The organism is Arthrobacter sp. GW822-FHT05G07 (genome assembly GCF_058799755.1).
This window is the reverse complement of sequence record NZ_JBXALT010000016.1, coordinates 68150-90184: the sequence shown is the minus strand read 5'-3', so window position 1 is coordinate 90184 and position 22035 is coordinate 68150. Positions and strand designations below refer to the sequence as shown.

The 22035-nt window shown below is 61.8% G+C and carries 22 protein-coding genes; 5 read left to right on the top strand and 17 right to left on the bottom strand.

Features of this window, described 5'->3' with window-relative positions:
• Positions 1–6 precede the first annotated feature (6 nt).
• Positions 7–1347, bottom strand: coding sequence for a type I glutamate--ammonia ligase (gene glnA, locus AC1RJY_RS22715; protein WP_011774437.1), 1341 nt, complete (start codon positions 1345–1347; stop codon positions 7–9).
• A 190-nt stretch (positions 1348–1537) separates the two neighbouring features.
• Here glnA and panB point away from each other — a divergent pair, with 190 nt between their 5' ends.
• The gene (gene panB / locus AC1RJY_RS22710; protein ID WP_498603594.1) at positions 1538–2443 is read left to right on the top strand and encodes a 3-methyl-2-oxobutanoate hydroxymethyltransferase; all 906 of its coding nucleotides are present in this window, start codon (positions 1538–1540) and stop codon (positions 2441–2443) included.
• Positions 2444–2452: 9 nt separating this feature from the next.
• On the opposite strand, the gene AC1RJY_RS22705 is transcribed toward panB, so the two are convergent.
• The gene (locus AC1RJY_RS22705; RefSeq protein WP_011774435.1) at positions 2453–2617 is read right to left on the bottom strand and encodes an SPOR domain-containing protein; all 165 of its coding nucleotides are present in this window, start codon (positions 2615–2617) and stop codon (positions 2453–2455) included.
• Positions 2618–2725: 108 nt separating this feature from the next.
• On the opposite strand from AC1RJY_RS22705, the gene map reads away from it, so the two are divergent.
• The 3 genes from map to AC1RJY_RS22690 all read left to right on the top strand — a co-directional run bounded on the left by map (position 2726) and on the right by AC1RJY_RS22690 (position 5267).
• A complete protein-coding gene (gene map, locus AC1RJY_RS22700; protein WP_014921373.1) occupies positions 2726–3604 on the top strand; it encodes a type I methionyl aminopeptidase in 879 nt (292 codons plus the stop codon).
• A 72-nt stretch (positions 3605–3676) separates the two neighbouring features.
• Positions 3677–4480 carry a polyphosphate--glucose phosphotransferase gene (ppgK, locus tag AC1RJY_RS22695; RefSeq protein ID WP_043470023.1) on the top strand — a complete coding sequence of 268 codons (804 nt, stop codon included), beginning with the start codon at positions 3677–3679 and terminating at the stop codon, positions 4478–4480.
• Between the two features lie 7 nt (positions 4481–4487).
• A complete protein-coding gene (locus AC1RJY_RS22690; protein ID WP_052295494.1) occupies positions 4488–5267 on the top strand; it encodes an SDR family oxidoreductase in 780 nt (259 codons plus the stop codon).
• Positions 5268–5328: 61 nt separating this feature from the next.
• On the opposite strand, the gene nrdR is transcribed toward AC1RJY_RS22690, so the two are convergent.
• From nrdR to AC1RJY_RS22675, 3 genes are all read right to left on the bottom strand, one after another.
• Complete coding sequence (gene nrdR, locus AC1RJY_RS22685; RefSeq protein WP_011774431.1) at positions 5329–5829, bottom strand: transcriptional regulator NrdR; 501 nt, start codon at positions 5827–5829, stop codon at positions 5329–5331.
• A 174-nt stretch (positions 5830–6003) separates the two neighbouring features.
• Positions 6004–7368: a histidinol dehydrogenase gene (gene hisD, locus AC1RJY_RS22680; protein WP_210064208.1), complete on the bottom strand. Its 1365-nt coding sequence runs from the start codon at positions 7366–7368 to the stop codon at positions 6004–6006.
• A gap of 4 nt (positions 7369–7372) precedes the next feature.
• Positions 7373–7906, bottom strand: a complete 534-nt coding sequence (locus AC1RJY_RS22675; protein ID WP_014921369.1) for a hypothetical protein — start codon at positions 7904–7906, stop codon at positions 7373–7375.
• A 113-nt stretch (positions 7907–8019) separates the two neighbouring features.
• Between AC1RJY_RS22675 and AC1RJY_RS22670 the strand changes: the two genes are divergently transcribed.
• Positions 8020–8520 carry a flavin reductase family protein gene (locus AC1RJY_RS22670; protein WP_011774428.1) on the top strand — a complete coding sequence of 167 codons (501 nt, stop codon included), beginning with the start codon at positions 8020–8022 and terminating at the stop codon, positions 8518–8520.
• A 15-nt stretch (positions 8521–8535) separates the two neighbouring features.
• Here AC1RJY_RS22670 and dnaE read toward each other — a convergent pair whose 3' ends face one another.
• The 12 genes from dnaE to murG form a co-directional block, all read right to left on the bottom strand.
• A complete protein-coding gene (dnaE, locus tag AC1RJY_RS22665; RefSeq protein ID WP_043470021.1) occupies positions 8536–12093 on the bottom strand; it encodes a DNA polymerase III subunit alpha in 3558 nt (1185 codons plus the stop codon).
• A 57-nt stretch (positions 12094–12150) separates the two neighbouring features.
• Entirely contained in the window at positions 12151–13077 is a 927-nt protein-coding gene (locus AC1RJY_RS22660) for an RluA family pseudouridine synthase (RefSeq protein ID WP_210064209.1), read from the bottom strand.
• Positions 13070–13678, bottom strand: coding sequence for a signal peptidase II (gene lspA, locus AC1RJY_RS22655; protein ID WP_011774425.1), 609 nt, complete (start codon positions 13676–13678; stop codon positions 13070–13072). Before lspA ends, AC1RJY_RS22660 begins: the two co-directional genes overlap by 8 nt.
• 130 nt (positions 13679–13808) lie before the next feature.
• Entirely contained in the window at positions 13809–14507 is a 699-nt protein-coding gene (locus tag AC1RJY_RS22650) for a DivIVA domain-containing protein (RefSeq protein WP_011774424.1), read from the bottom strand.
• Between the two features lie 156 nt (positions 14508–14663).
• On the bottom strand, positions 14664–14951 hold the full coding sequence (locus AC1RJY_RS22645) for a YggT family protein (protein WP_011774423.1): 288 nt from the start codon (positions 14949–14951) through the stop codon (positions 14664–14666).
• 107 nt (positions 14952–15058) lie between these two features.
• Entirely contained in the window at positions 15059–15595 is a 537-nt protein-coding gene (locus AC1RJY_RS22640) for a cell division protein SepF (RefSeq protein ID WP_011774422.1), read from the bottom strand.
• Between the two features lie 86 nt (positions 15596–15681).
• Positions 15682–16440, bottom strand: coding sequence for a YggS family pyridoxal phosphate-dependent enzyme (locus AC1RJY_RS22635; protein WP_498603590.1), 759 nt, complete (start codon positions 16438–16440; stop codon positions 15682–15684).
• A complete protein-coding gene (locus AC1RJY_RS22630) occupies positions 16433–17173 on the bottom strand; it encodes a purine nucleoside phosphorylase YfiH/LACC1 family protein (protein ID WP_014921367.1) in 741 nt (246 codons plus the stop codon). The genes AC1RJY_RS22635 and AC1RJY_RS22630 overlap by 8 nt, the downstream gene beginning before the upstream one ends.
• Before the next feature lie 25 nt (positions 17174–17198).
• Entirely contained in the window at positions 17199–18419 is a 1221-nt protein-coding gene (gene ftsZ / locus AC1RJY_RS22625) for a cell division protein FtsZ (protein ID WP_011774419.1), read from the bottom strand.
• A 216-nt stretch (positions 18420–18635) separates the two neighbouring features.
• Positions 18636–19556 (bottom strand): cell division protein FtsQ/DivIB, encoded by a 921-nt coding sequence (locus AC1RJY_RS22620; RefSeq protein ID WP_011774418.1) that lies wholly within the window; start codon positions 19554–19556, stop codon positions 18636–18638.
• The gene (gene murC, locus AC1RJY_RS22615; protein ID WP_498603588.1) at positions 19549–20919 is read right to left on the bottom strand and encodes a UDP-N-acetylmuramate--L-alanine ligase; all 1371 of its coding nucleotides are present in this window, start codon (positions 20917–20919) and stop codon (positions 19549–19551) included. Before murC ends, AC1RJY_RS22620 begins: the two co-directional genes overlap by 8 nt.
• Positions 20916–22034 (bottom strand): undecaprenyldiphospho-muramoylpentapeptide beta-N-acetylglucosaminyltransferase, encoded by a 1119-nt coding sequence (gene murG / locus AC1RJY_RS22610; RefSeq protein WP_011774416.1) that lies wholly within the window; start codon positions 22032–22034, stop codon positions 20916–20918. Before murG ends, murC begins: the two co-directional genes overlap by 4 nt.
• Between the last annotated feature and the right edge of the window lies 1 nt (position 22035).

The window sequence follows — 22035 nt, the reverse complement described above, 5'->3', positions numbered from 1 at the left end:
CCCTGCCTAGAGAATGCCGAGGTTGCGCTGCAACTCGTACGGGGTGACCTGAAGGCGGTAGTCCTGCCATTCTGCACGCTTGTTGCGCAGGAAGTGCTCGAACACCTGCTCCCCCAGAATCTGGGCCACCAGTTCGGATTCCTCCATGGCGCGAATGGCATCGTGGAGGCTGGCCGGCAACGGCGCATGCCCCATGGCCCTGCGCTCCGCAGTGGTCAGCGACCAGACGTCGTCTTCGGCTGCAGCCGGAAGTTCATAGCCTTCCTCAATACCCTTCAAGCCGGCACCGAGAAGTACGGCGTAGGCCAGGTAGGGGTTGGTTGCGCTGTCGATGCCCCGGTATTCGATGCGTGCGGACTGGCCCTTGCCGGGCTTGTACAGCGGAACGCGCACCAATGCCGAGCGGTTGTTGTGGCCCCAGCTCAAGTAGCTCGGTGCCTCGCCGCCGCCCCAAAGGCGCTTGTAGGAATTCACGAACTGGTTGGTGACCGCCGTGAACTCCGGGGCGTGCTTCAGGATTCCGGCAATGAACTGGCGCGCCGTCTTGGACAGCTGGAACTCGGCTCCGGCTTCGAAGAACGCGTTGGTGTCGCCTTCGAAGAGCGAGAAGTGGGTGTGCATGCCGGAACCGGGGTGGTCCGTGAACGGCTTGGGCATGAAGGTGGCGTACGTGCCCTGCTGAAGGGCGACTTCCTTGATGACCGTGCGGAACGTCATGATGTTATCCGCGGTCTGGAGGGCATCCGCATAACGGAGGTCAATCTCGTTCTGGCCCGGACCGCCCTCGTGGTGGCTGAACTCCACGGAGATGCCCACGGACTCGAGCATGGTGACGGCGGTACGGCGGAAGTCCTGCGCTACGCCGCCCGGTACGTGGTCAAAGTAGCCGCCCTCGTCCACGGGAACAGGAGCACCGTCAGGGCCCAACTCCTTGGACTTCAACAGGTAGAACTCAATCTCGGGGTGGGTGTAGCAGGTGAAACCCATGTCGGCGGCCTTGGCAAGGGTCCTCTTGAGGACGTTGCGGGGGTCCGCCGCAGAGGGCTCACCGTCGGGAGTGAGGACGTCGCAAAACATCCGCGATGTCTGCTCGGTCTCGCCACGCCACGGCAGGATCTGGAAGGTGGAGGGGTCCGGCTGCGCGAGCATGTCCGACTCGAACACGCGGGCGAGGCCCTCAATGGCGGAACCGTCAAAGCCAAGGCCCTCTTCAAAGGCGCCCTCAACTTCGGCGGGCGCAAGCGCCACCGATTTAAGCGAACCCACGACGTCGGTGAACCACAAGCGTACGAAGCGCACGTCACGCTCTTCGATCGTCCGCAGAACGAACTCTTGCTGGCGGTCCATAGGGCCTCTTTTCCGGTTCAGTGTCCATGCCGCTGGTTTCAAGGGATAGAAGCCACGGCAGCTCAGCCTTCACTCTACTAAGAGTTCCGTGCTAATGCCGCAGCGGAAGCTCCGCGTAACACAGCGTTTACATAAGGTGACGCCCAGCACACTGGTGGCAGCCTCCGTCGGCACCGCTTAGGCTCTATCCATGGCCCCGAGCAACCTTCCTGAGTCCACCACGCCCTCCGAAGTTCCCGCACCCTACGGCACCGGTCCAGCAGCAGCGGCGCAAGCGGCATCAGCAGCCGGCAGGAAGCCGATCAGCAGGGTCCGGATTCACCACCTGCAGCAGGCCAAGGACAACGGCGAACACTTCGCCATGCTGACGGCATATGAGCAGTACACCGCTGAAATCTTTGACCAGGCGGGAATCGAAGTCCTCCTGGTGGGCGACTCGGCTTCCAACAACGTGTACGGCAACGAGACGAGCCTTCCCGTCACCGTGGACGAGCTCCTTCCCCTCACACGTGCCGTGAGCCGGTCGGCGAAGCGTGCGCTGATCGTGGCGGACCTGCCTTTCGGCAGCTACGAGGTTTCCCCCGGGCAGGCAGTGGCCACCGGAGTACGGTTCCTGAAAGAAGGACTGGCGCACGCGGTCAAGATTGAGGGAACCGCCTACTACGCGGACACTGTGAGGGCCATGGTCCAGGCAGGCATTCCCGTCATGGCTCACATCGGATTCACACCGCAAAGCGAGCACTCCCTTGGCGGCTACCGCGTCCAAGGCCGCGGCGATGACGCCCAGCGGCTCGTGGACGACGCCGTCGCGTTGCAGGACGCAGGCGCCTTCAGCGTCCTCATGGAAATGGTGCCTGCCGAGACAGCAGCCGCCGTCGACGCCGCACTGCGGGTGCCCACCGTCGGTATCGGCGCTGGCAAGACCACCACCGGCCAGGTTCTCGTATGGCAGGACATGGCAGGTTTGCGGGGCGGCAAAATGGCCAAGTTCGTCAAGCAGTACGCAGACCTTCGCACCACGCTGAGCGATGCCGCTGCCGCCTATGGTGAGGATGTCCGGTCCGGCCAGTTCCCCGGACCGGAGCATTCCTTCTAGGCATCCTGGCTAGTCGTCATCCTGGGCATCCCAGGCATCATTGCGTGCTTTGACCTTTTCCAAGGCGTGCTCGGCTTCTTCCCTGGTTTTATAAGGGCCAATCAGCTGGGTCCAATCGGACATCGCGTCCTCTTCGATCTCATGCGTCTTGACGTTGTACCAGTACTCCGTCACGTCTCCTCCTCGATCCTCGGGCCCTTCAACGCGTAACGTTGGCGGGGTCACAGGAACCCGGCCACACTTTGTTACTTACGTCTCTTGTGTGCCTTATATGATCAATCTATGCCTTCTCTTGCTTCGACTGCACCCATTGGCGCCCTCACCCCGGGAACCATCAGCCCTGAACGACCCGTACCGGCGTCGATTCCCAGGCCCGAGTACGTCGGCAAGAAAGCACCCGCCAAGTTCACAGGCTCCGAGGTGAAGTCTCCGGAGACCATCGAGAAGATCCGGATTGCCGGGAAGATCGCGGCACAAGCGATCGTGGAGGTAGGCAAGCACATTCAGCCCGGCGTCACCACGGACCACTTGGACAAAGTAGGGCACGAGTTCCTTCTGGACCACAACGCTTACCCGTCCACGCTCGGCTACAGGGGCTTCCCCAAGTCCCTGTGCTCCTCGCTCAACGAGGTCATCTGCCACGGAATCCCTGACTCAACCGTGGTGCAGGATGGCGACATCCTGAACATTGACATCACTGCCTTCATCAACGGCGTGCATGGGGACACTAATTACACTTTCCTTGTTGGCGACGTGGACGAAGAATCCCGTTTGCTGGTTGAGCGTACGCAGGAGTCGCTCAACCGGGCCATCAAGGCCGTGGCCCCTGGCCGCGAAATCAACGTAATCGGCCGTGCCATCCAGTCCTACGCCAAACGCTTCGGCTATGGCGTAGTACGGGATTTCACCGGCCACGGCGTGGGTGAGGCCTTCCACACCGGTCTCATCATTCCGCATTACGACGCAGCCCCGGCGTACAACACCGTGATCGAGGCAGGCATGGTGTTCACCATCGAACCCATGCTGACGCTCGGCACCATCGAATGGGATATGTGGGCCGACGACTGGACGGTCGTCACCAAGGACCACAAACGAACGGCCCAATTCGAACACACCCTGCTGGTCACCGAGACCGGCGCGGAAATCCTTACCCTTCCCTGAGCTCTCCGGAAGGTCCTCGCAGCCCGGGCGGCTGCGCCATGCCCATCCCCTCCTGCCATGATCGGAAATGCATTGTCCAAGAAGGATGAGAAGACCCATAAGAACGCCCCTTTGATCGGTATCGACATCGGCGGCACCGGCATCAAGGGAGGCATTGTCGACCTGAAGAAGGGCAAGCTGATTGGCGACCGCTTCCGCGTTCCCACTCCGCAGCCCGCCACTCCGGAGGCCGTGGCCGAGGTTGTCGCCCAAATCGTTGAGGAACTCTCCAGCCGCCCCGACGCTCCGGCAGCCGACTCACCCGTGGGTGTCACGTTCCCCGGCATCATCCAGCACGGCGTGGTCAACTCTGCGGCAAACGTGGACAAGACCTGGCTCGGCACCGACATCGATGCCGCGTTCACCAAGCGCCTCGGCCGCCCCGTAGAGGTCATCAATGATGCCGACGCGGCCGGCCTAGCTGAAGCCCGCTACGGAGCCGGCGAGGGCGTGGACGGCACTGTCCTGGTGATCACACTGGGTACCGGCATAGGATCGGCCTTCATCTTCAACGGACAGTTGGTCCCCAATGCCGAGCTCGGCCACCTTGAAGTGGACGGACACGACGCCGAGACCAAGGCATCCGCCGTGGCACGCGAACGCGATGGCCTCAGCTGGGACGAGTACGGGGTCCTTCTCAACCGCTACCTCCAGCACGTGGAGTTCCTGTTCTCCCCCGAACTCTTCATTGTGGGTGGCGGCATTTCGAAGCGCTCCGACGAGTACTTCCCGCACCTCGAACTGCGGACCAAGATCGTCACCGCCAAATTGAAGAATGACGCCGGCATCGTCGGTGCCGCTCTCGAGGTCGCATTGCACCACAAGCTCGCGAAGTAATCGCGGCATGACAGGCAGCAGGACCGGTAGCCGGAACGGCAAGCCCGACGTCGCGATCGTCACCGGCGCCAGCCGTGGGATCGGAGCCGCCGTGGCACAGGCCGCGGCGGCCGCCGGGTATCACGTCATGGTCAATTACTCGGCGGATGGCCAGGGCGCGGAGACGACGGTTAACGACATCCTGGCCCACGGAGGGAAGGCCCGTGCCATACAAGCCGATGTCAGCCAACCGGACGACGTCGTGCGTATGTTCGACGAAGCCGCTGGCTGGGGTCCTCTGACCGCCGTCATCAACAACGCCGCCATCACGGGGAACCTTATCGGCACGCTCGTGGAAGTTCCGGCGGAGACCGTGCAACGGGTTGTTGATGTCAACGTCGCGGGAATGATCTTCATGTGCCAAGAAGCAGTTCGGAGACTCTCCACGGACAATGGCGGCATCGGTGGATCCATCGTCAACATCTCCTCCACAGCCACCAAGGCCGGGTCCCCCGGAACTTGGGTCCACTACGCGGCCACCAAGGGCGCAGTAGATGTCTTGACGGTAGGTTTGGCAGCCGAAGTGGCCAAGCAAGGTATCCGGGTCAACGCCGTTGCCCCTGGAAGCACCAACACCGGCCTTCATGCAGCGGCCGGAATGCCGGACCGGGTGGAGAGGCTCAACCCAACCATACCGATGGGTCGCGGAGCCGAACCGGAAGAGGTGGCTGCGGCCGTGATGTGGCTGATGTCGGAGGACGCCGGCTACATTACCGGAGCAGTGCTTCCCGTGTCCGGTGGGCGCTAGACCCGATCCCGGATTGGTGCCGGTGGTGGCTGCGGCTTCCCCTCCGCTGCCGCCACCGGAGCTAGAGTTGGCTCTTTTCTGAACCTGTGGCTTTTTTGGCGCCTGCCTTGGCCGCTTCTGCCTCATGGCGAAGCAGCGAGATGGCCGATTCGAAGTCTTCCAAGGATTCGAACGCCTGATAGACACTGGCAAAACGAAGGTACGCCACTTCATCAAGCTTCCGGAGCGGTCCTAGAATGGCAAGGCCCACTTCATGGGCATCGATCTCCGCCGCGCCTGAGGAACGAATATTCTCCTCGACTTCCTGGGCCAGCATGGCAAGATCGTCCTCGGTGACAGGGCGTCCCTGGCATGCCTTGCGGACTCCGCTGATGACCTTGATCCGGCTGAACGGCTCGCCGACGCCCGACCTCTTGATCACGGACAAGCTGGTGGTCTCCACTGTGGTGAAGCGGCGTCCGCATTCCGGGCACTGGCGGCGGCGGCGAATGGAGGAGCCGTCGTCTGCCATGCGGCTATCGACGACGCGGGAGTCGGGATTCCGGCAGAACGGACAATACACGCTGGGCCTCCCCTGACAGCTCCGGCACGGAATCGATGCGGCAGGACGCCGGATACGCAAAAGGTGCCGGAAGTTTCACTTCCGGCACCAGTTTACGGTTCGCCACACCGTAATGACAAGCGTGTAATTACTACATGTAGTGGTGAGTGCCCATATATGTAGTGGTTTGCGCCCCTAAGCGAAGCGAATTCGGACAGCGTCACCGTGACCCGGCAGGTCTTCGGCGCCCGACAGGCTCACAATGTGTCCGCTGACTTGCTCCAATGCAGCGCGGTCATAGTTGATGACCTGGACTGCCCGGAGGAACGTGGTGACGTTGAGGCCCGAAGAGAATGCCGCGGTTCCGCTGGTGGGCAGCACGTGGTTGGAACCTGCGCAGTAGTCCCCCAGGCTCACCGGGCTGAAGTCGCCCACGAAGATCGCCCCCGCGTTGCGGATCCGCGATGCAACAGTGGGTGCGTTCGCCGTCATGATCTCCAGGTGTTCAGCGGCGTAGGCATTGCAAACCGCGATCCCCTGCTCAAGATCATCCACCAGAACCACACCGGACTGTGGTCCGGACAGCGCCTCAAGGACGCGGGCACTGTGCTTTGTTGCAGCGGCCTGCCGTGACAGTTCAAGCACGACGGCGTCAGCCAGTTCCGCGGAGTCCGTCACCAGGACGGAAGCTGCTTTGGGATCGTGCTCCGCCTGGCTGATGAGGTCGGCGGCCACCAAGGGGGCCTGCGCCGTGGAGTCGGCGAGGATGGCGATCTCAGTGGTTCCAGCCTCGGAGTCGATGCCCACCACACCCTTGACGAGTCGTTTGGCTGTGGCCACAAAAATGTTTCCGGGGCCTGTAACCACGTCAACAGGCTCAAGGGGCAGTTCATCGTCGGTTCCCGGGATTCCGTAGGCAAACGACACAATGGCCTGCGCACCACCGATGGCGTACACCTCGTCGATGCCCAAAAGCTTCGCTGCGGCCAGGATGGTGGGGTGAGGTAGGCCACCGAAGTCTTTCTGCGGAGGAGAGGCCAGTGCAATGGACTCAACGCCGGCGGCAACTGCGGGGACGACATTCATGATGACTGATGACGCCAAAGGGGCGAGTCCGCCGGGAACGTAGAGCCCAACGCGTCCCACTGGTATCCAGTTTTGGCTGACAACGGCGCCGTCGCCAAGTTGTACATCCACATTGGCGGGCCGCTGCTGGTCAGCAAACTGGCGGGCGCGCTTGATGGACTCCTCCAGGGCCGCACGGACCTTCGGATCGAGATCGGTCAGCGCTTGGGTGAGGGCCTCCGCCGGAACCCGGGGGTGGGACTGCACCACGCCGTCGAACTTCTTTGCCAGCTCACCCAAGGCGGCGAAGCCCCGGCTGCGGACATCGGCAATGATGTCCAAGACCTTTTGCTCCGCGTCCGCCATTGTCTGATGCTGCGCCCTTGGCACAGCTGCGCGAAGTTCCGCCAACGAAAGGTGGCGGCCCCGGAAGTCGATGCTTCGGAAGTTCAGGGCGTCAGTGGTGGGGGCGGAAGTATCCGAGGAAGTGGTCACCCCGCTATTTTACGGTCTTCTTTGACAGAACCCCGAACAGCGCCAGAACGAACGTGATAAACGCGATGGCAGCAGGCCATAGAACCAGTACAGCGTAGGAGCGGAGCGTAAAGCCAAACCCTGGGCCAAGTGCCGGATCCGGCGCTGGCCCCAGCAACTGGGCGGCGAGCAGCCCGACCAACCACGCGATGAGAGCGCCCAAAGCACCTCCGATGAGGGCGAAAGCCAGACGCCTGCCGGCTCCGTCACCCTGCAGCTTTCCGTCCAGCATGACGCCGGTGAGGCACCCTGCAAGGAGCATCAGAGCTCCGAGGACCAAGTCGCGCGGTAGCCAGGAATCAGGATTTGCCGCATTCGCCAGATCCGGATTGCCCGAGACCAGATTCAGCCCACCCGGAGCCAGAAGCCACCAGAGCACGCCGGCAACCACACCCGAGGCCGCCGGAAGGACCAGCCAGAGGACGTCTTTCGAGCGCCACCGCTTGGAGTCGGACATCGGATCTGCAACGGCTGGGTCGTGCACGGTGGGCTCGGTCATGCAACTCACATTAACAAAGGTTCACGCCGACTCAACAAAAATGTGGGGCTCGCAGTTCGGGAGGAATACTCTGAAGGAGAGAAGTGCAGCCCCGATTCAGGAGAAAAACCGACGTGCCAAGCGAACCATCCGGCTTCGAGCAGACGTTCAGGGAGATGTTCCGTCGGCATGCCGCAGGAGTAGCCATCATCACGGCCAACCTCAACGGAAGCCCCTTTGGTTTCACCGCCACCTCCGTGGCTTCCCTGTCCGCCGAGCCTCCCCGCTTCACGTTCAACATGGCCAGGAGCTCCAGTTCCTGGCCGGCTGTGGCCAATGCGGAGTACATAGGAGTCCACATGCTGGGGCTGGAAAACCAAGCCCTCGCCAATCGCTTCGCACGGACCCGCGACCGCTTCGACGGCGACCACTGGGAACCAGGTCCCCACGACGTGCCCATTCTCAAGGACGTCAGCGGCTGGCTCGTGGGCAGGATTCAAATGCGCCTGTCTTTCGAGAACAACGCCGTTGTGGTGGTCGAAGTTGTCGACGGGCAAGTTGGCGATAACGGTACTCCCCTGCTTTACCACAGCGGCAGCTATAGCAAACCCACGCCGATCGACTATGAAATCTAGTCGAAGCAGCGAGATTTAGTTATCCAGGCAGGCAGGTCCCAGCAGGACCTTCAAGTCGCCAAAGAGTGATGGACTGGGATTCACTCGCATGTGAACCGGCAAGCCCATGACTTCCACCTTCGTATCACCCATCAATTTGAGCCGGACCTCTGAGTTTCCGCGGTGGGTGCGCAGCACATCACGCAGGTCCGTCACTACTGCCTCGGTAGCCTTGAACGTAGGAATGGTGATGACCACGGGACCGTTCACGCTTTCACTGAGGTCCGGGACGGAAAGCTCCATGCAGTTCAACGTGACCGCTCCGTCATCGCGGCGCTGGAGCCGGCCCTTGACCACAACGATCAAGTCTTCAGCCAGGACCGAAGCGATGGGCCCGTACACCTGGCCGAAGAACATGACTTCCATGGAAGCGCCAAGGTCTTCGATTTCTGCCCGGGCGTAGGCGTTTCCGCTGGCCTTGGCGATCCTGCGGCTCAGCGAGGTGATCATGCCCGCAATGGTGACTATAGCGCCGTCGTGCGGTCCGTCCTCGGCGATAATCGACGTAATGGACTGTTCCGCGTGCTGGCTGAGGACGCCCTCAAGTCCCTGCAGCGGATGGTCCGAAACGTAAAGTCCCAGCATGTCCCGTTCAAAGGACAGCTTGTCCTTCTTCTCCCACTCGGGCAGGTCCGGAATTTCCGTTGTCAGCGATGCCTCGGGCTCCTGGTCTTCAAAGCCTGCGAAGAGATCGAACTGGCCAATGGCCTCGTTGCGCTTGAGCGTGATCACGGAATCGATGGCTTCTTCATGGATCATCGCCAAAGCACGCCGGTGATGGCCGAGTGAGTCGAACGCTCCGGCTTTGATCAAGGATTCGATGGTGCGCTTGTTGCACACCACGGCAGGCACCTTCAGGAGGAAGTCTTTGAAGGACGTGTATTTGCCCTCGGATTTTCGGGCGGCCACCATGGCATCCACCACGTTGACACCCACATTGCGGATGGCGCCCATGCCGAAGCGGATATCCGTTCCCACTGGGGTGAAGTTCAACGATGATTCGTTGACATCCGGCGGGAGGACCGTGATGCCCATTCGACGGCACTCGTTGAGGTAAATGGCGGACTTGTCCTTATCGTCACCCACGGACGTCAGCAGGGCGGCCATGTACTCCGGCGCGTAGTGCGCCTTCAAATAGGCCGTCCAGTAGGAGATGACTCCATAAGCTGCCGAGTGGGCCTTGTTGAAGGCGTAGTCGGAGAACGGGAGCAAAATGTCCCACAGCGTCTTAACGGCGGCCATGGAGTAGCCGTTATCCTGCATGCCTTGGGAGAAGCCGGCAAACTGCTTGTCCAGCTCGGACTTCTTCTTCTTACCCATGGCGCGGCGGAGGATGTCGGCTTGGCCGAGCGAGTAACCCGCCAGCTTCTGGGCCACAGCCATAACCTGCTCCTGATACACGATCAGGCCGAAGGTGCCGCCAAGGATTTCCTTGAGCGGTTCTTCCAACTCCGGGTGAATGGGAATGACTTCCTGGATCCCGTTCTTGCGCAGGGCGTAGTCGGTGTGGGCGTTGGCGCCCATGGGCCCGGGACGGTAAAGCGCAAGAACCGCGGAGATGTCTTCGAAGTTGTCAGGCTTCATGAGCTTGAGCAGGGACCGCATGGGGCCGCCGTCCAGCTGGAACACACCCAAGGTGTCACCGCGCGCCAGGAGCTCATAGGACGCAGCGTCGTCGAGTTCCAGGTTTTCCAGGTCCAGGTCAACGCCGCGGTTCATCTTGATGTTTTCCAGGGCATCCGAAATGATCGTCAGGTTTCGGAGGCCCAGGAAGTCCATCTTGATCAGGCCAAGGCCTTCGGACGTCGGATAGTCGAACTGGGTGATGACCTGGCCGTCTTGGAAGCGGCGCATGATGGGAATGACATCGATGATGGGGTCCGAGGACATGATGACGCCGGCGGCGTGAACACCCCACTGGCGCTTCAGGCCCTCGATGCCGAGCGCGGTCTCGAACACCTTGGCGGCTTCTGGATCGGTAGCGATCAGCTGGCGGAAATCCCCGGCTTCGCTGTAACGCTTGGATTCCGGGTTCTGGATGTCCGCCAAGGGAATGTCTTTGGCCATGACGGCAGGCGGAAGGGCTTTGGTCAGTTGCTCCCCCATGCTGAACGGATATCCCAGCACACGTGAGGAATCCTTGAGCGCCTGTTTGGTCTTGATGGTTCCGTAGGTGACGATCATTGCCACGCGCTCGTCGCCGTACTTCTTGGTGACGTAGTCAATCACCTCGGAGCGGCGGCGATCATCGAAGTCGACGTCGAAGTCGGGCATGGAAACGCGGTCCGGGTTGAGGAAGCGTTCAAAGATGAGGCCGTGCTGCAGGGGGTCGAGGTCGGTGATGCGCATGGCATAGGCCACCATGGAGCCTGCACCGGATCCACGGCCGGGACCCACGCGGATTCCGTTGTTCTTCGCCCAGTTGATGAAGTCGGCAACCACCAGGAAGTACCCGGGGAATCCCATGGAGGTGATGACGCCGAGCTCATAGTCCGCCTGCTTGCGGACCTTGTCCGGAATACCCTGCGGATAGCGGTACTTCAGGCCGGTATCTACTTCCTTGACCAGCCAGGAGGTCTCGTCTTCCCCGGGAGGACAAGGGAAGCGTGGCATGTAGTTGGCGCCGGTGTTGAACGAAACTTCGCAGCGCTCGGCGATGAGCAGCGTGTTATCGCAGGCCTCCGGGTGATCACGGAACAGCTCCCTCATCTCCTGCGGAGACTTCAGGTAGTAGCCGCTGCCGGAGAACGCGAAGCGGGAACCCCCGTTGTCATACGTCGGTTCCAGGAGCGTGGAACCGGACTGGATAGCCAACAAGGCCTCGTGGGCCTTGGCGTCGTGTTCGTGCGTGTAGTGAAGGTCATTGGTGGCCACCAGCGGAAGGTTGAGTTCCTTGGCCAGGCGCAGGAGATCGCCGGTAACGCGCCGCTCAATGTCCAGCCCGTGGTCCATCAATTCACAGAAGTAGTTTTCTGCTCCGAAAATGTCACGGAACTCCGCTGCGGCTTCGACGGCCTCGCGGTATTGGCCGAGCCGCAGCTTGGTCTGAACTTCTCCGGAAGGGCACCCGGTGGTGGCTATCAAGCCCTCGGAGTAGGTGTTGAGCAGTTCCCTGTCCAGCCGGGGCCACTTACCAAAGACAGAGTCCAAGGAGGCAATGGATGACGCCCTGAACAGGTTGCGCATGCCTACGTTGTTATAGCTCAGAAGCGTCATGTGGGTGTACGAGCCACCACCCGAGACATCGTCCTTGCGCTGGCTTTCGTCGCCCCAGCGCACGCGTTCTTTGTCCCCGCGGGCGGTACCAGGGGTTACGTAGGCTTCGACGCCGATGATCGGTTTGATGCCCTTGTCCGTGGCCTTGCGCCAAAAGTCGAATGCGCCGAACAAATACCCGTGGTCCGTGGTGGCCAGCGCCGGCATGCCCAAGCGTTCGGTCTCATCGAACAACTCACCGAGCCGGGCGGCTCCATCCAGCATGGAATATTCGGTGTGGGTGTGCAGGTGGACGAACGAATCATTGCTGGAAGTCACCACGACAGTCTACCGTCCCGCCTCAGACAGAAGTCGGACCCGGGCAGTGAATCCTGTCTATGCGGAACCTGTAGCCAGCAGATCCAAGGCGTACTGGAGGTCGGCCGGGTATTCGCTGCTGACTTCAACCCAATCGCCCGTGCGGGGGTGGGTGAATCCAAGTTGACGGGCGTGCAGCCATTGTCGGGTCAGCCCCAGGTTCGCAGCCAGCCGCGGGTCCGCACCGTAGGTGAGATCTCCGGCACACGGATGCCGCAACGCGGAGAAGTGCACGCGGATCTGATGGGTGCGGCCGGTTTCCAGATGCACTTCCACCAGGGTTGCCTTACCGAAGGCCTCCAGGACCTCGTAGTGGGTCACTGAGGGTCGACCGTCCTCGATGACGGCGAAACGCCAGTCATGGCCCGGGTGACGTCCGATCGGCGCATCAATGGTGCCCTCGAGCGGATCAGGCAGCCCTTGAACCACTGCGTGATAGACCTTCTCCACGGTGCGTTCCTTGAAGGCCCTCTTCAGCACGGTGTAGGCATGCTCGGTTTTGGCCACCACCATGACACCCGACGTGCCCACATCCAGCCTGTGTACGATACCCGCCCGCTCCGGAGCCCCTGACGTCGAAATCCTGTACCCGGCGCCGGCGAGGCCTCCCACCACTGTGGGACCTACCCAGCCGGGAGAGGGGTGGGCAGCAACCCCCACAGGCTTGTCGATGACAACGAAATCCTCGTCGTCCAACAGGATCTTCAGGCCTTCCACAACTTCCTCCACGACTTCCAAGGGATCCGGCCGCTCGGGAACCGTGACATCAAGCACTGCGCCGGCAACGAGCTTTGCCGATTTACCCAGGGGAACTCCGCCGCTGGTGACGTTTCCCTCGGAAATCAGCAGCGCCGCCGCGGACCGGGAGATGTCCAGAAGCCGGGCAAGGCCGGCGTCAACGCGGGCCCCGGCCAGCTCTTCGGGGACCACCACGGATTTACTCACCAGCAGGCTCCCCGGTAGTGCCGCCGGCAGGCTTGGCATCCTTGGCCGGCTTGGGCGCGGCCACATGGCGCGTCCCGTCCATGCCCACGCCTCGCAGCGTCAGGAGACAGATAATGACGACGCCGGACACCACGGCCGAGTCTGCGATGTTGAAGATGGCGAAGTTTGGCAATTGGATGAAGTCCACCACGTGGCCCATGGCAAAGGACGGCTCCCGGAAAAGGCGGTCGGTCAGGTTGCCGAGGGCACCTCCCAGCAGCAGTCCCAGCGACAGCGCCCACCAGGCAGAGCCCAACTTTCGCAACTGAAAGAGGATGGCCACGGAAACGGCTGCCATGACGATGGTGAAGATCCACGTCACGTTCTCGCCGATGGAAAACGCCGCCCCGGAGTTACGGATGTAGTACCAGTGCAGCAGCGGCGGCAGCACTGGAATGCGCTCACCCTCCGTCATGGTGCTGGTCACCCAGAGTTTGGTGAGCTGGTCAAAAACGTAGGCGAACACGGCGAAGCCGGCAAAAAGCCAAAGCATGGCAGGACGCCACTTGCGGCGCCCGGCAGGCGTCGGCTGTGTGGATTCAGCGGTGAAGTCGTCGGTCATAGTGCTTTCATTCGGGAAGCGTGGTGGGCTGCTGTCAATTTCCAGCTGCCTTCAGTTTTAGCTGATGTCAGCTTTAACAGCGAAAGCCGGCGGCCGAGGAGTCCTCAGCCACCGGCTTTCAGAATACTTGCTAAACGTCGGCGGTTGCTTCGCCAACCTCAGGGGCAGCGACGGAACCACGGGCGTCGAGGTCGCGGAGCTGACCTTCGATGTAGGCCTTCAGGCGTGAACGGTAGTCGCGCTCGAAGCCACGGAGCTGCTCAACCTTGCGCTCGAGAACGGAGCGCTGCTGCTCAAGGGCACCAAGGATCTTGCGGGACTTCTCCTGGGCGTCGTTGACGAGGCTGGAAGCCTCGATCTGAGCCTCGGCAATGATCTTTTCCTTCTGCTGCGCACCGTCGGAAACGTGCTTGTCGTGCATCTGCTGTGCCATCGCAAGCAGTCCTGCAGCGGACTCAGCGGAAGGGGTGACGCCGTTGCTTGCAGCGGGTGCCTTGGGAGCTGCAGCGGCAGCTGCAGCCTGCTCGGCTTCCTTCTTCTTGGCAGCTTCGGCGGCCTTGGCTTCGGCTTCAGCCTTCGCCTCGGCTTCCTTGTCAACCTTGACCGGGGCCGGAACCTTCTCGACAACAGGGGCCGCAGCCGTTGCTGCGGGAACAGCCGATCCGGCTTCGCCGAGCTTCTTGCGAAGTTCGTCGTTCTCCTGGTTCAAGCGGCGAAGTTCAACAACGATCTCGTCGAGGAAGTCATCAACCTCATCCTGGTCGTAGCCTTCGCGGAACTTGGTCGGCTGAAAGCGCTTGTTGACAACGTCTTCTGGCGTCAAAGCCATCTGGTCACCTCGTTGGTCTAGTTAGTCAGTAGGCCTTCCGGCCGTTCAAAACTACGGTACCTAAATATCATCTTGTTCCTCCAATTCAACACCATCGTGTTGATTTGGAGAATTTGCGGCCTATGGACCATCGGTGGCCCGGGTTCCGCGGAGCAGCTACGCCAAGCTGTTGGTTACTGCCATGGCAATGCTGACGGCAATAATCAGGATCAGGAAGCCCAGATCCAAGGATATTCCGCCCAGTTGGAGGGGTGGTATCAGTCTACGGAGCCGGCTGAGCGGAGGATCCGTTACGGAGTAGACCACATGAGCTGTAACCAACGCCACACCCCTGGGACGCCACTGGCGGGCGAACATCTGGACCCATTCGAAGATGAGCCGGATGATCAGGGCAATGAAGAACAGCAACAACACAATATAGATAAGGCCGAAAACAATGCCCACGAGTTAGCTCAGATCTCCCACTTGTTCCGGAATGCGGATCGGTCCCTACTATTGCAACACAGATGCCAGGCAGGTTGACCCGCCTGGCATCCGCGAAAAGACTGTTGTCAGCTCTGGTTGAAGAAACTGGCCTGCGTTTCGCTGGCCTTCTTGTCATCACCGATGACCTCAACATACGACGGCGACAGCAGGAAGACTTTGTTGGTCACCCTTTCGATGCTGCCGTGCAGGCCAAAAACAAGGCCGGCTGAGAAGTCCACGAGGCGCTTGGCATCAGCTTCACCCATATCGGTGACGTTCATGATGACTGGAATGCCATCCCTGAAGCTCTCACCGATGACCTTTGCATCATTGTATGAACGCGGGTGAACGGTGGTGATCTGCCTCAGGCCCGAGGCATCTTCGCGGCTGGACGCCGCACGCTTGATGGGTGTCACGGGTGCGCGGTATTCCTCTTCGGCATCAACAGTGGGCATTTCACGGACAACTTCCCGGACGGGAGCAGGCGCACGGCGCTCTTCCCGTTCCTGTGCCTGGGGGCGTTCTTCGTCGTGGTGCGTGGCGACGGACTGCTCAGATTCGTAGTGTTCATCGCCGTCGGCGAGCCCAAGATAGATCATTGTCTTGCGCAGAGCGCCAGCCATGGTGCACTCCTATCAGTTCTGCAGTAGGCGGGCCGCCATGACTTGACATTATTGGAACCCCGGCCCGTCATTCCAATACTTTGACGCTACCCCACGGCCGGACGGGAACCGAGAATATCGGAGCCAATTCTCAGGTGTGTCGCCCCGAACGTCACCGCAGCTTCCAAGTCCTGGCTCATCCCGGCAGAAATACCGGTTGCGGCGGGATGAACGGCACGCAGCGCCTCGGAAATTCCGGCAAGTTTCTCAAACGCCGCATTCGGATCAGCCCCCAGCGGAGCCACGGCCATCAGCCCGGACAACCGGAGCCCGTCTGCTGACTCAATTTTTTCTGCAAGTACCTCAACATCTGACGGGTCTGCACCGCCGCGGTGCGCCCCGGCGTCGTCGTCCAAACTGACTTGGATGAAACAGTCCAAATCGCTTCGCCCCGTGGCACCCTTTTCCCGCGCTATGGCTTTGACCAAAGCGTCAACAACCTGGGGGCGGTCTATCGACTGGACAGAGTGGGCATACTTGACAACGGACTTTGCCTTGTTGCTCTGTAGCTGGCCGATGAAGTGCCATCGGACGTCAACGTCGGCGAGCTCAACGCTCTTGGAAGCGGCTTCCTGGTCGCGGTTCTCGCCGACGTCCGTAACGCCGAGGGCAGCGAGGCGGCGGACATCGGCCGCCGGGTGGAACTTGGTGACCACAATCAGCTTTGGCGGATCAGTTCGTCCTGCAGCGTGAACGGCTGCCTCTATCCGCCGGCGGACTAGTCCGAGCCGATCAGCAAGCTCGGCGCTACGGGCGTCGCCACCCGAATCCTGCCGCTGGTCATTGTCGTATCCAAGGCTAGTCATGCGTCCACACCAAACCTGCAAATCGACCGGTTCGGGAGTCCCGCCGGTATGAGAAAAGGGAGTCATTCTCCAGGGTGCACTCCCCCGAATACTCCACCGTGACATCCAGCGCGGCCATCTGGGCACGAACACCCGCGGGCAAGTCCAGGGCCGGCGTCCCCCACGACGTGGAGGACCATGTTTCGGGAACTTTGGCTGCGACGTCAGAACGTAGCTCTTCCGGTACCTCGTAACAGGATCCACAGATGGACGGCCCGAGCCAGGCACTGATATCCACAGCACCCCGGCGCCGCATTTCCGCCACGGTGGCTGGCACAACGGCCGAAGCAACACCGGGACGTCCGGCGTGGGCAACCGCTATGACCGGACTGTTATGAGCGCTTGTTCCAACGAGCACAACGGGGACACAATCAGCCACCATGACAGCCAGGGCTTGTGCGTTACGTCGGTTGGCTGAGGGCGATACCTCGGCAGCCGAGACCATGGCGTCGGCAGTGGGGCCGGGACCATGAGAAGCGATGAACTCAACATGGTTGCCGTGGACCTGATCCATATATTGGAATTGCCCTGGATCAGCACGCTCGGAGTTCATCTCAATGGCATGTTCCAACCGGGCACGACGCGCCATCACATCCACGGGGTCATCCCCCACATGGAGAGCCAGGTTCCCGGCGCCTGCATCCGTGAAGGCTACAGAAACGCCGGGCCGTACTTCATTTCGCCACCAAAACACCTGGTACTGACTCTCCGAACGTGGCTTACTTCAGGAAGTCGGGAACGTCGAGGTCATCGGAGCGGCTGCCCGACAGATCGGGTTCAACCACTGCGGGGAGGTCGACGTCGAAGCCTGAGTCAGCGGGCAAGGCGGACGGACGCTGCTGGCCCCAGTTGCTCAAGCCTGCAGCACCGATACCGGCCGTAGCGTGCTGCGGTGCAGCAGCGCTGGACGGGGCACTGCTCGGTGCGGCAGGGCGGTCCGAAGGTACGGGGTTCTGCGCCGGACGGGACTGGTCCATTGACGGCGAGGTTGCCTTGACATCGTCAAAGCCTGCAGCGATGACGGTCACGCGGGCTTCATCACCCAAGGCGTCGTCGATAACGGCACCGAAGATGATGTTTGCCTCGGGGTGGGCCACTTCCTGCACAAGGCGGGCAGCCTCATTGATCTCGAACAATCCAAGATCCGAACCGCCCTGGATGGAAAGCAGGACACCATGGGCACCGTCGATCGAAGCCTCCAGGAGCGGTGAAGCGATGGCCAGTTCCGCAGCCTTGACCGCGCGGTCTTCACCGCGGGCGGAACCGATGCCCATGAGCGCCGATCCTGCGCCCTGCATGACTGACTTCACGTCAGCGAAGTCCAAGTTGATCAGGCCCGGAGTGGTGATGAGGTCGGTAATGCCCTGGACACCGGAAAGGAGCACCTGGTCCGCAGAACGGAAAGCGTCCAGGACAGAGACGTTGCGATCACTAATGGACAGGAGGCGATCGTTGGGGATCACGATCAGGGTGTCGACTTCGTCGCGGAGAGCGTCAATGCCAGCCTCGGCAGAGCCTGCACGGCGTCGGCCTTCGAAGGTGAACGGACGGGTCACGACGCCAATGGTCAGCGCACCGAGGGAGCGGGCGATGCGCGCGACCACGGGCGCGCCACCGGTTCCGGTGCCACCGCCCTCGCCTGCCGTAACGAAGACCATGTCAGCGCCGCGGAGAACTTCTTCGATCTCATCGGCGTGGTCCTCTGCGGCCTGCTTGCCGACCTCGGGGTTCGCCCCGGCGCCGAGGCCGCGGGTGAGCTCACGTCCGACGTCGAGCTTGACGTCGGCGTCGCTCATCAGCAGCGCCTGCGCGTCGGTGTTGATGGCGATGAACTCGACGCCCCGAAGGCCGACCTCGATCATGCGGTTGACTGCGTTCACGCCACCGCCGCCGATGCCGACGACCTTGATGACGGCCAAGTAATTCTGCGGTGCTGCCACGTTTCGTGCCCCTTGCTTGTGTCCTATAGCGAAACTGATCGAGTCCAACTTGAATCCTTGGACCTTAACCCTCTAGTTGAAGGTTATAGTTATGTCAAGTAACTCTACTGCGACGGTATTTCCTCTGGTTCCCACATGCAATCTCCGCTTGCGCGTGTCGTGTGATTGTCGTGAAATAAGGCCACCGCCGGCCGCAGGTTACGTTCTCAATGCTGCTTATTTTGTGAATGGATGCCGGGGAACACTGACATCGTAGACACTGACGGGAACCTTGGGGTCCACCGGCATCCTCAGGAGCGCTTCAAGTGCCTTCGCCTTCATTTCCCTGTCCTCGGCATTGCCCCACACTACCGTCTTTCCGTCCACCAGTTTCAGTTCAACTGCATCCGCGGATGCTGCGGATGCAGTGGACATCCTGGCCAGGATATCCGCGGGCAAGGTGTCCAACACAGCAGCAATCGCCTTGAACAACTCCGTGTTGGTTGTGCCGACGCCGGCGTCGATCAACGGCAGCGCTACGGCGGTCAAGTCCTTGGTCGCACCGAGCTGCACGCCGTCCACATCCACCATCACGTACGAGTCCCCCTGTTTCAGCAGGGCCACCGGGACGCGCTCATCCACGTGCACCAGCAACTCCGACGGCGGCCGTGCTTCCATGGTGGCCGAACGGACCTGGACCAATGGTTTCAGGAGCTCGTTGATTTCTTGCTCGCCAACCTGTGGCAACGGCTTGCCTTCGAGGCCGGACAGAGCCTTCTGCACCGCATCAGGCGTCAGCAAGGAAGTGCCGTCCACCGTGATGGTCCGGACTGCGAGCACAGGCGAGAAGACCGCCCCTGCAATCAGTACACCCACCACAACGGCCACAATCGAGAGCGTCCACAGCACGAGTCGTCGCTGACGGCGTTTCTTCGGCTCAGGAAAAGCAATGACGTTATCCGGCGACAATTCCTTGCCGGTCTTGGAGGCACCGCCTGTGCGCTTGCCATTGGCTGCCGCTTTCTCAGAGGTCTTGGCTTCAGGCTCAACGGAACGCTGTGCACTGATGACCTCCGGGGAGTCACCCCCGGGACGGGCGTCTTTGCTTTGCCGCGGCTCCGTTCCCGCTTTGAAGGTGGGCTTGCGGGTGCTAGCCACCCAACGCCTCCACGATCACTGGACCGTAGGCAGTGACGTCTCCTGCACCGACCGTCAGGACGACGTCGCCTTCGCTTGCGACGGCTGCCACGGCATCAACGGCCTCGTCTGCCGAAACCAGCCGTCCGTTCACCAAATGGTCGGTAATCAACGTGCTTGTCACACCCGGAATGGGGTCCTCGCGGGCGGGATAGATGTCCAGGACCAATGCGGTGTCCGCCAAGTCCAGTGCGGCGGCAAACTCCTGGGAGAACTCACGGGTGCGCGAAAACAGATGCGGCTGGAAGAGGACGTGCACCTTGTTGTCCCCGGCCACAGAACGGGCCGCGGACAAAGCTGCACGGACCTCCGTGGGATGGTGTGCGTAGTCATCGTAGACCCGCACTCCCCTGCCCCGGCCTTTGAGCTCGAATCGCCGCGACGCACCGGTGAAGTGGCCCAGTGCTGCTGCTGCAGCGCCGGGTTCCACACCGAGTTCGACGGCGACGGCGAACGCAGCTGCCGCGTTCAAGGCGTTGTGCCGCCCAGGTACCTGCAGTTCGAGTTTGTGGACGTCACCGTCAAGGGCAACCGAAACGTCGCCCGGGCCGCCGTCGTGAAGCCGGATGTCCGCGTCGTCGGACGTTCCGTACGTCAGCACGCGTGTGGTCCCCTTGGACGCTGTACGATCCGCCAAGGCCCGGGCGCCGGCGTCGTCGGCACACGCCAGCAGAACACCCTGGGCGGGCAAGAGCGCCGCAAAGTCATCGAAGGACGCGAACACGGCCTCCGGCGTCCCGTAGTGATCCAAGTGGTCGGCCTCGACATTGGTGACCACGGCAATCAATGGCCGGTAGTTGAGGAACGAACCATCCGATTCATCGGCCTCTGCCACGAAAATGTCGGAGGACCCGTGTGCTGCATTGACGCCGAGTGCCGGAACATTCGCGCCGATCGCGAAGGAGGGATCCAAGCCGGCTTCCTTGAGGAGCACCGCAACCATCGACGTGGTAGTGGATTTGCCATGGGTACCCGCCACGGTGACCACCCGGTGCCCGGCCATAGTGGCGGCCAGAGCTTCCGAACGGTGAAGTACGGGCAACCCGGCCTCGCGAGCCGCCACCAGCTCCGGGTTATCCGCGCGGATGGCTGAGCCGGCAACGATCGTCTGGGCGTCCCCCAGGTTTCCTGCGTCGTAGCCCACGGCAATGCGTGCGCCTGCCGAGGAAAGGTCACGCATGACCGGCAAATCCTTGACGTCCGACCCGCTGACCGGAACACCCCGCGACACCATGATGCGTGCGACCGCGGACATGCCCACTCCGCCGATTCCGATGAAGTGAACGCGCCCGAGGGACTCGAGTCCGGCGATGCTGGTGGTCATGCGGATACCGCTTCCAAGACAAGATCAGCCATGCGCTGATCGGCGTTTCTGATTCCAAGGGCCTCGGATTTCCGGGCCATTTCGTTGAGCCTGCTGCGGTCAGTCAGAAGCGGAATCAATTCGCTCCTAAGCCATTCCGGACTGAGGTCTTTGTCATCCACCATCACGGCGCCACCGGCCGCAACCAAGGGAGCGGCGTTCAGTGCCTGCTCTCCGTTGCCGATGGGCAAGGGCACGAACACTGCGGGGACTCCCACCGCCGCTACCTCGCTGACGGTGCCGGCACCGGCACGGGCGAGGAGGACATCGGCAGCTGCGTAAACGTTCTCCATGCCATCCACGTACTCAACCTGCCGATAGCCGTCAGCGGTGAGAAGGCCGCCGTCGTCATCCTTGACGGCCTTGCCGTTGCCCGTGATGTGCAGCGTCTGCACGCCGGCCGCCGCCAACGCGGGGAGGGCTGCAGTGATGGCACGGTTGATGCTTAATGCTCCCGAGGATCCGCCGGTGACGATCAGGGCAGGGCGCTGTGCGTCCAAGCCGAGCGCAGCCCTAGCCGCAGGCGCAGCGACCGCCCGGTCCAGTCCCGAGATGGCCCGGCGCATGGGCATGCCGACATGGCGTGCACCCCGCAACCGGGTACCGGCAAATGCCACGGCAACATGGTTACTGAACCGGGCGCCAACGCGATTGGCCAGGCCGGCTTTCATGTTGGCCTCATGGATGACGATGGGAATCCGGAGTTTCCGGGCAGCAAGGTACATCGGCGTACAGACGTAACCACCCACCCCCACCAGGACGTCCGCGCGGGCTTCCTCCAGGATGCGCCGCGCCTGCCGGACCGCGCCGCTCAGACGGGCCGGCAACTTAACGAGATCCGCTGAAGGCCTCCGCGGAAACGGAACACGGTCAATGGTGGCGAGCTCGTACCCGGCTGCGGGGACCAGCCGGGTTTCCATGCCCGACGGCGTACCAACAGCAAGGATGGCAGCCTCCGGACGCTTTTCCCTGATGGCATCGGCAATGGCCAGCAGAGGGCTGACGTGGCCGGCAGTTCCGCCGCCGGCAAGGACGACGGACAAAGGCTTGGATGCGTTGGCGGAATCAAAAGTCATG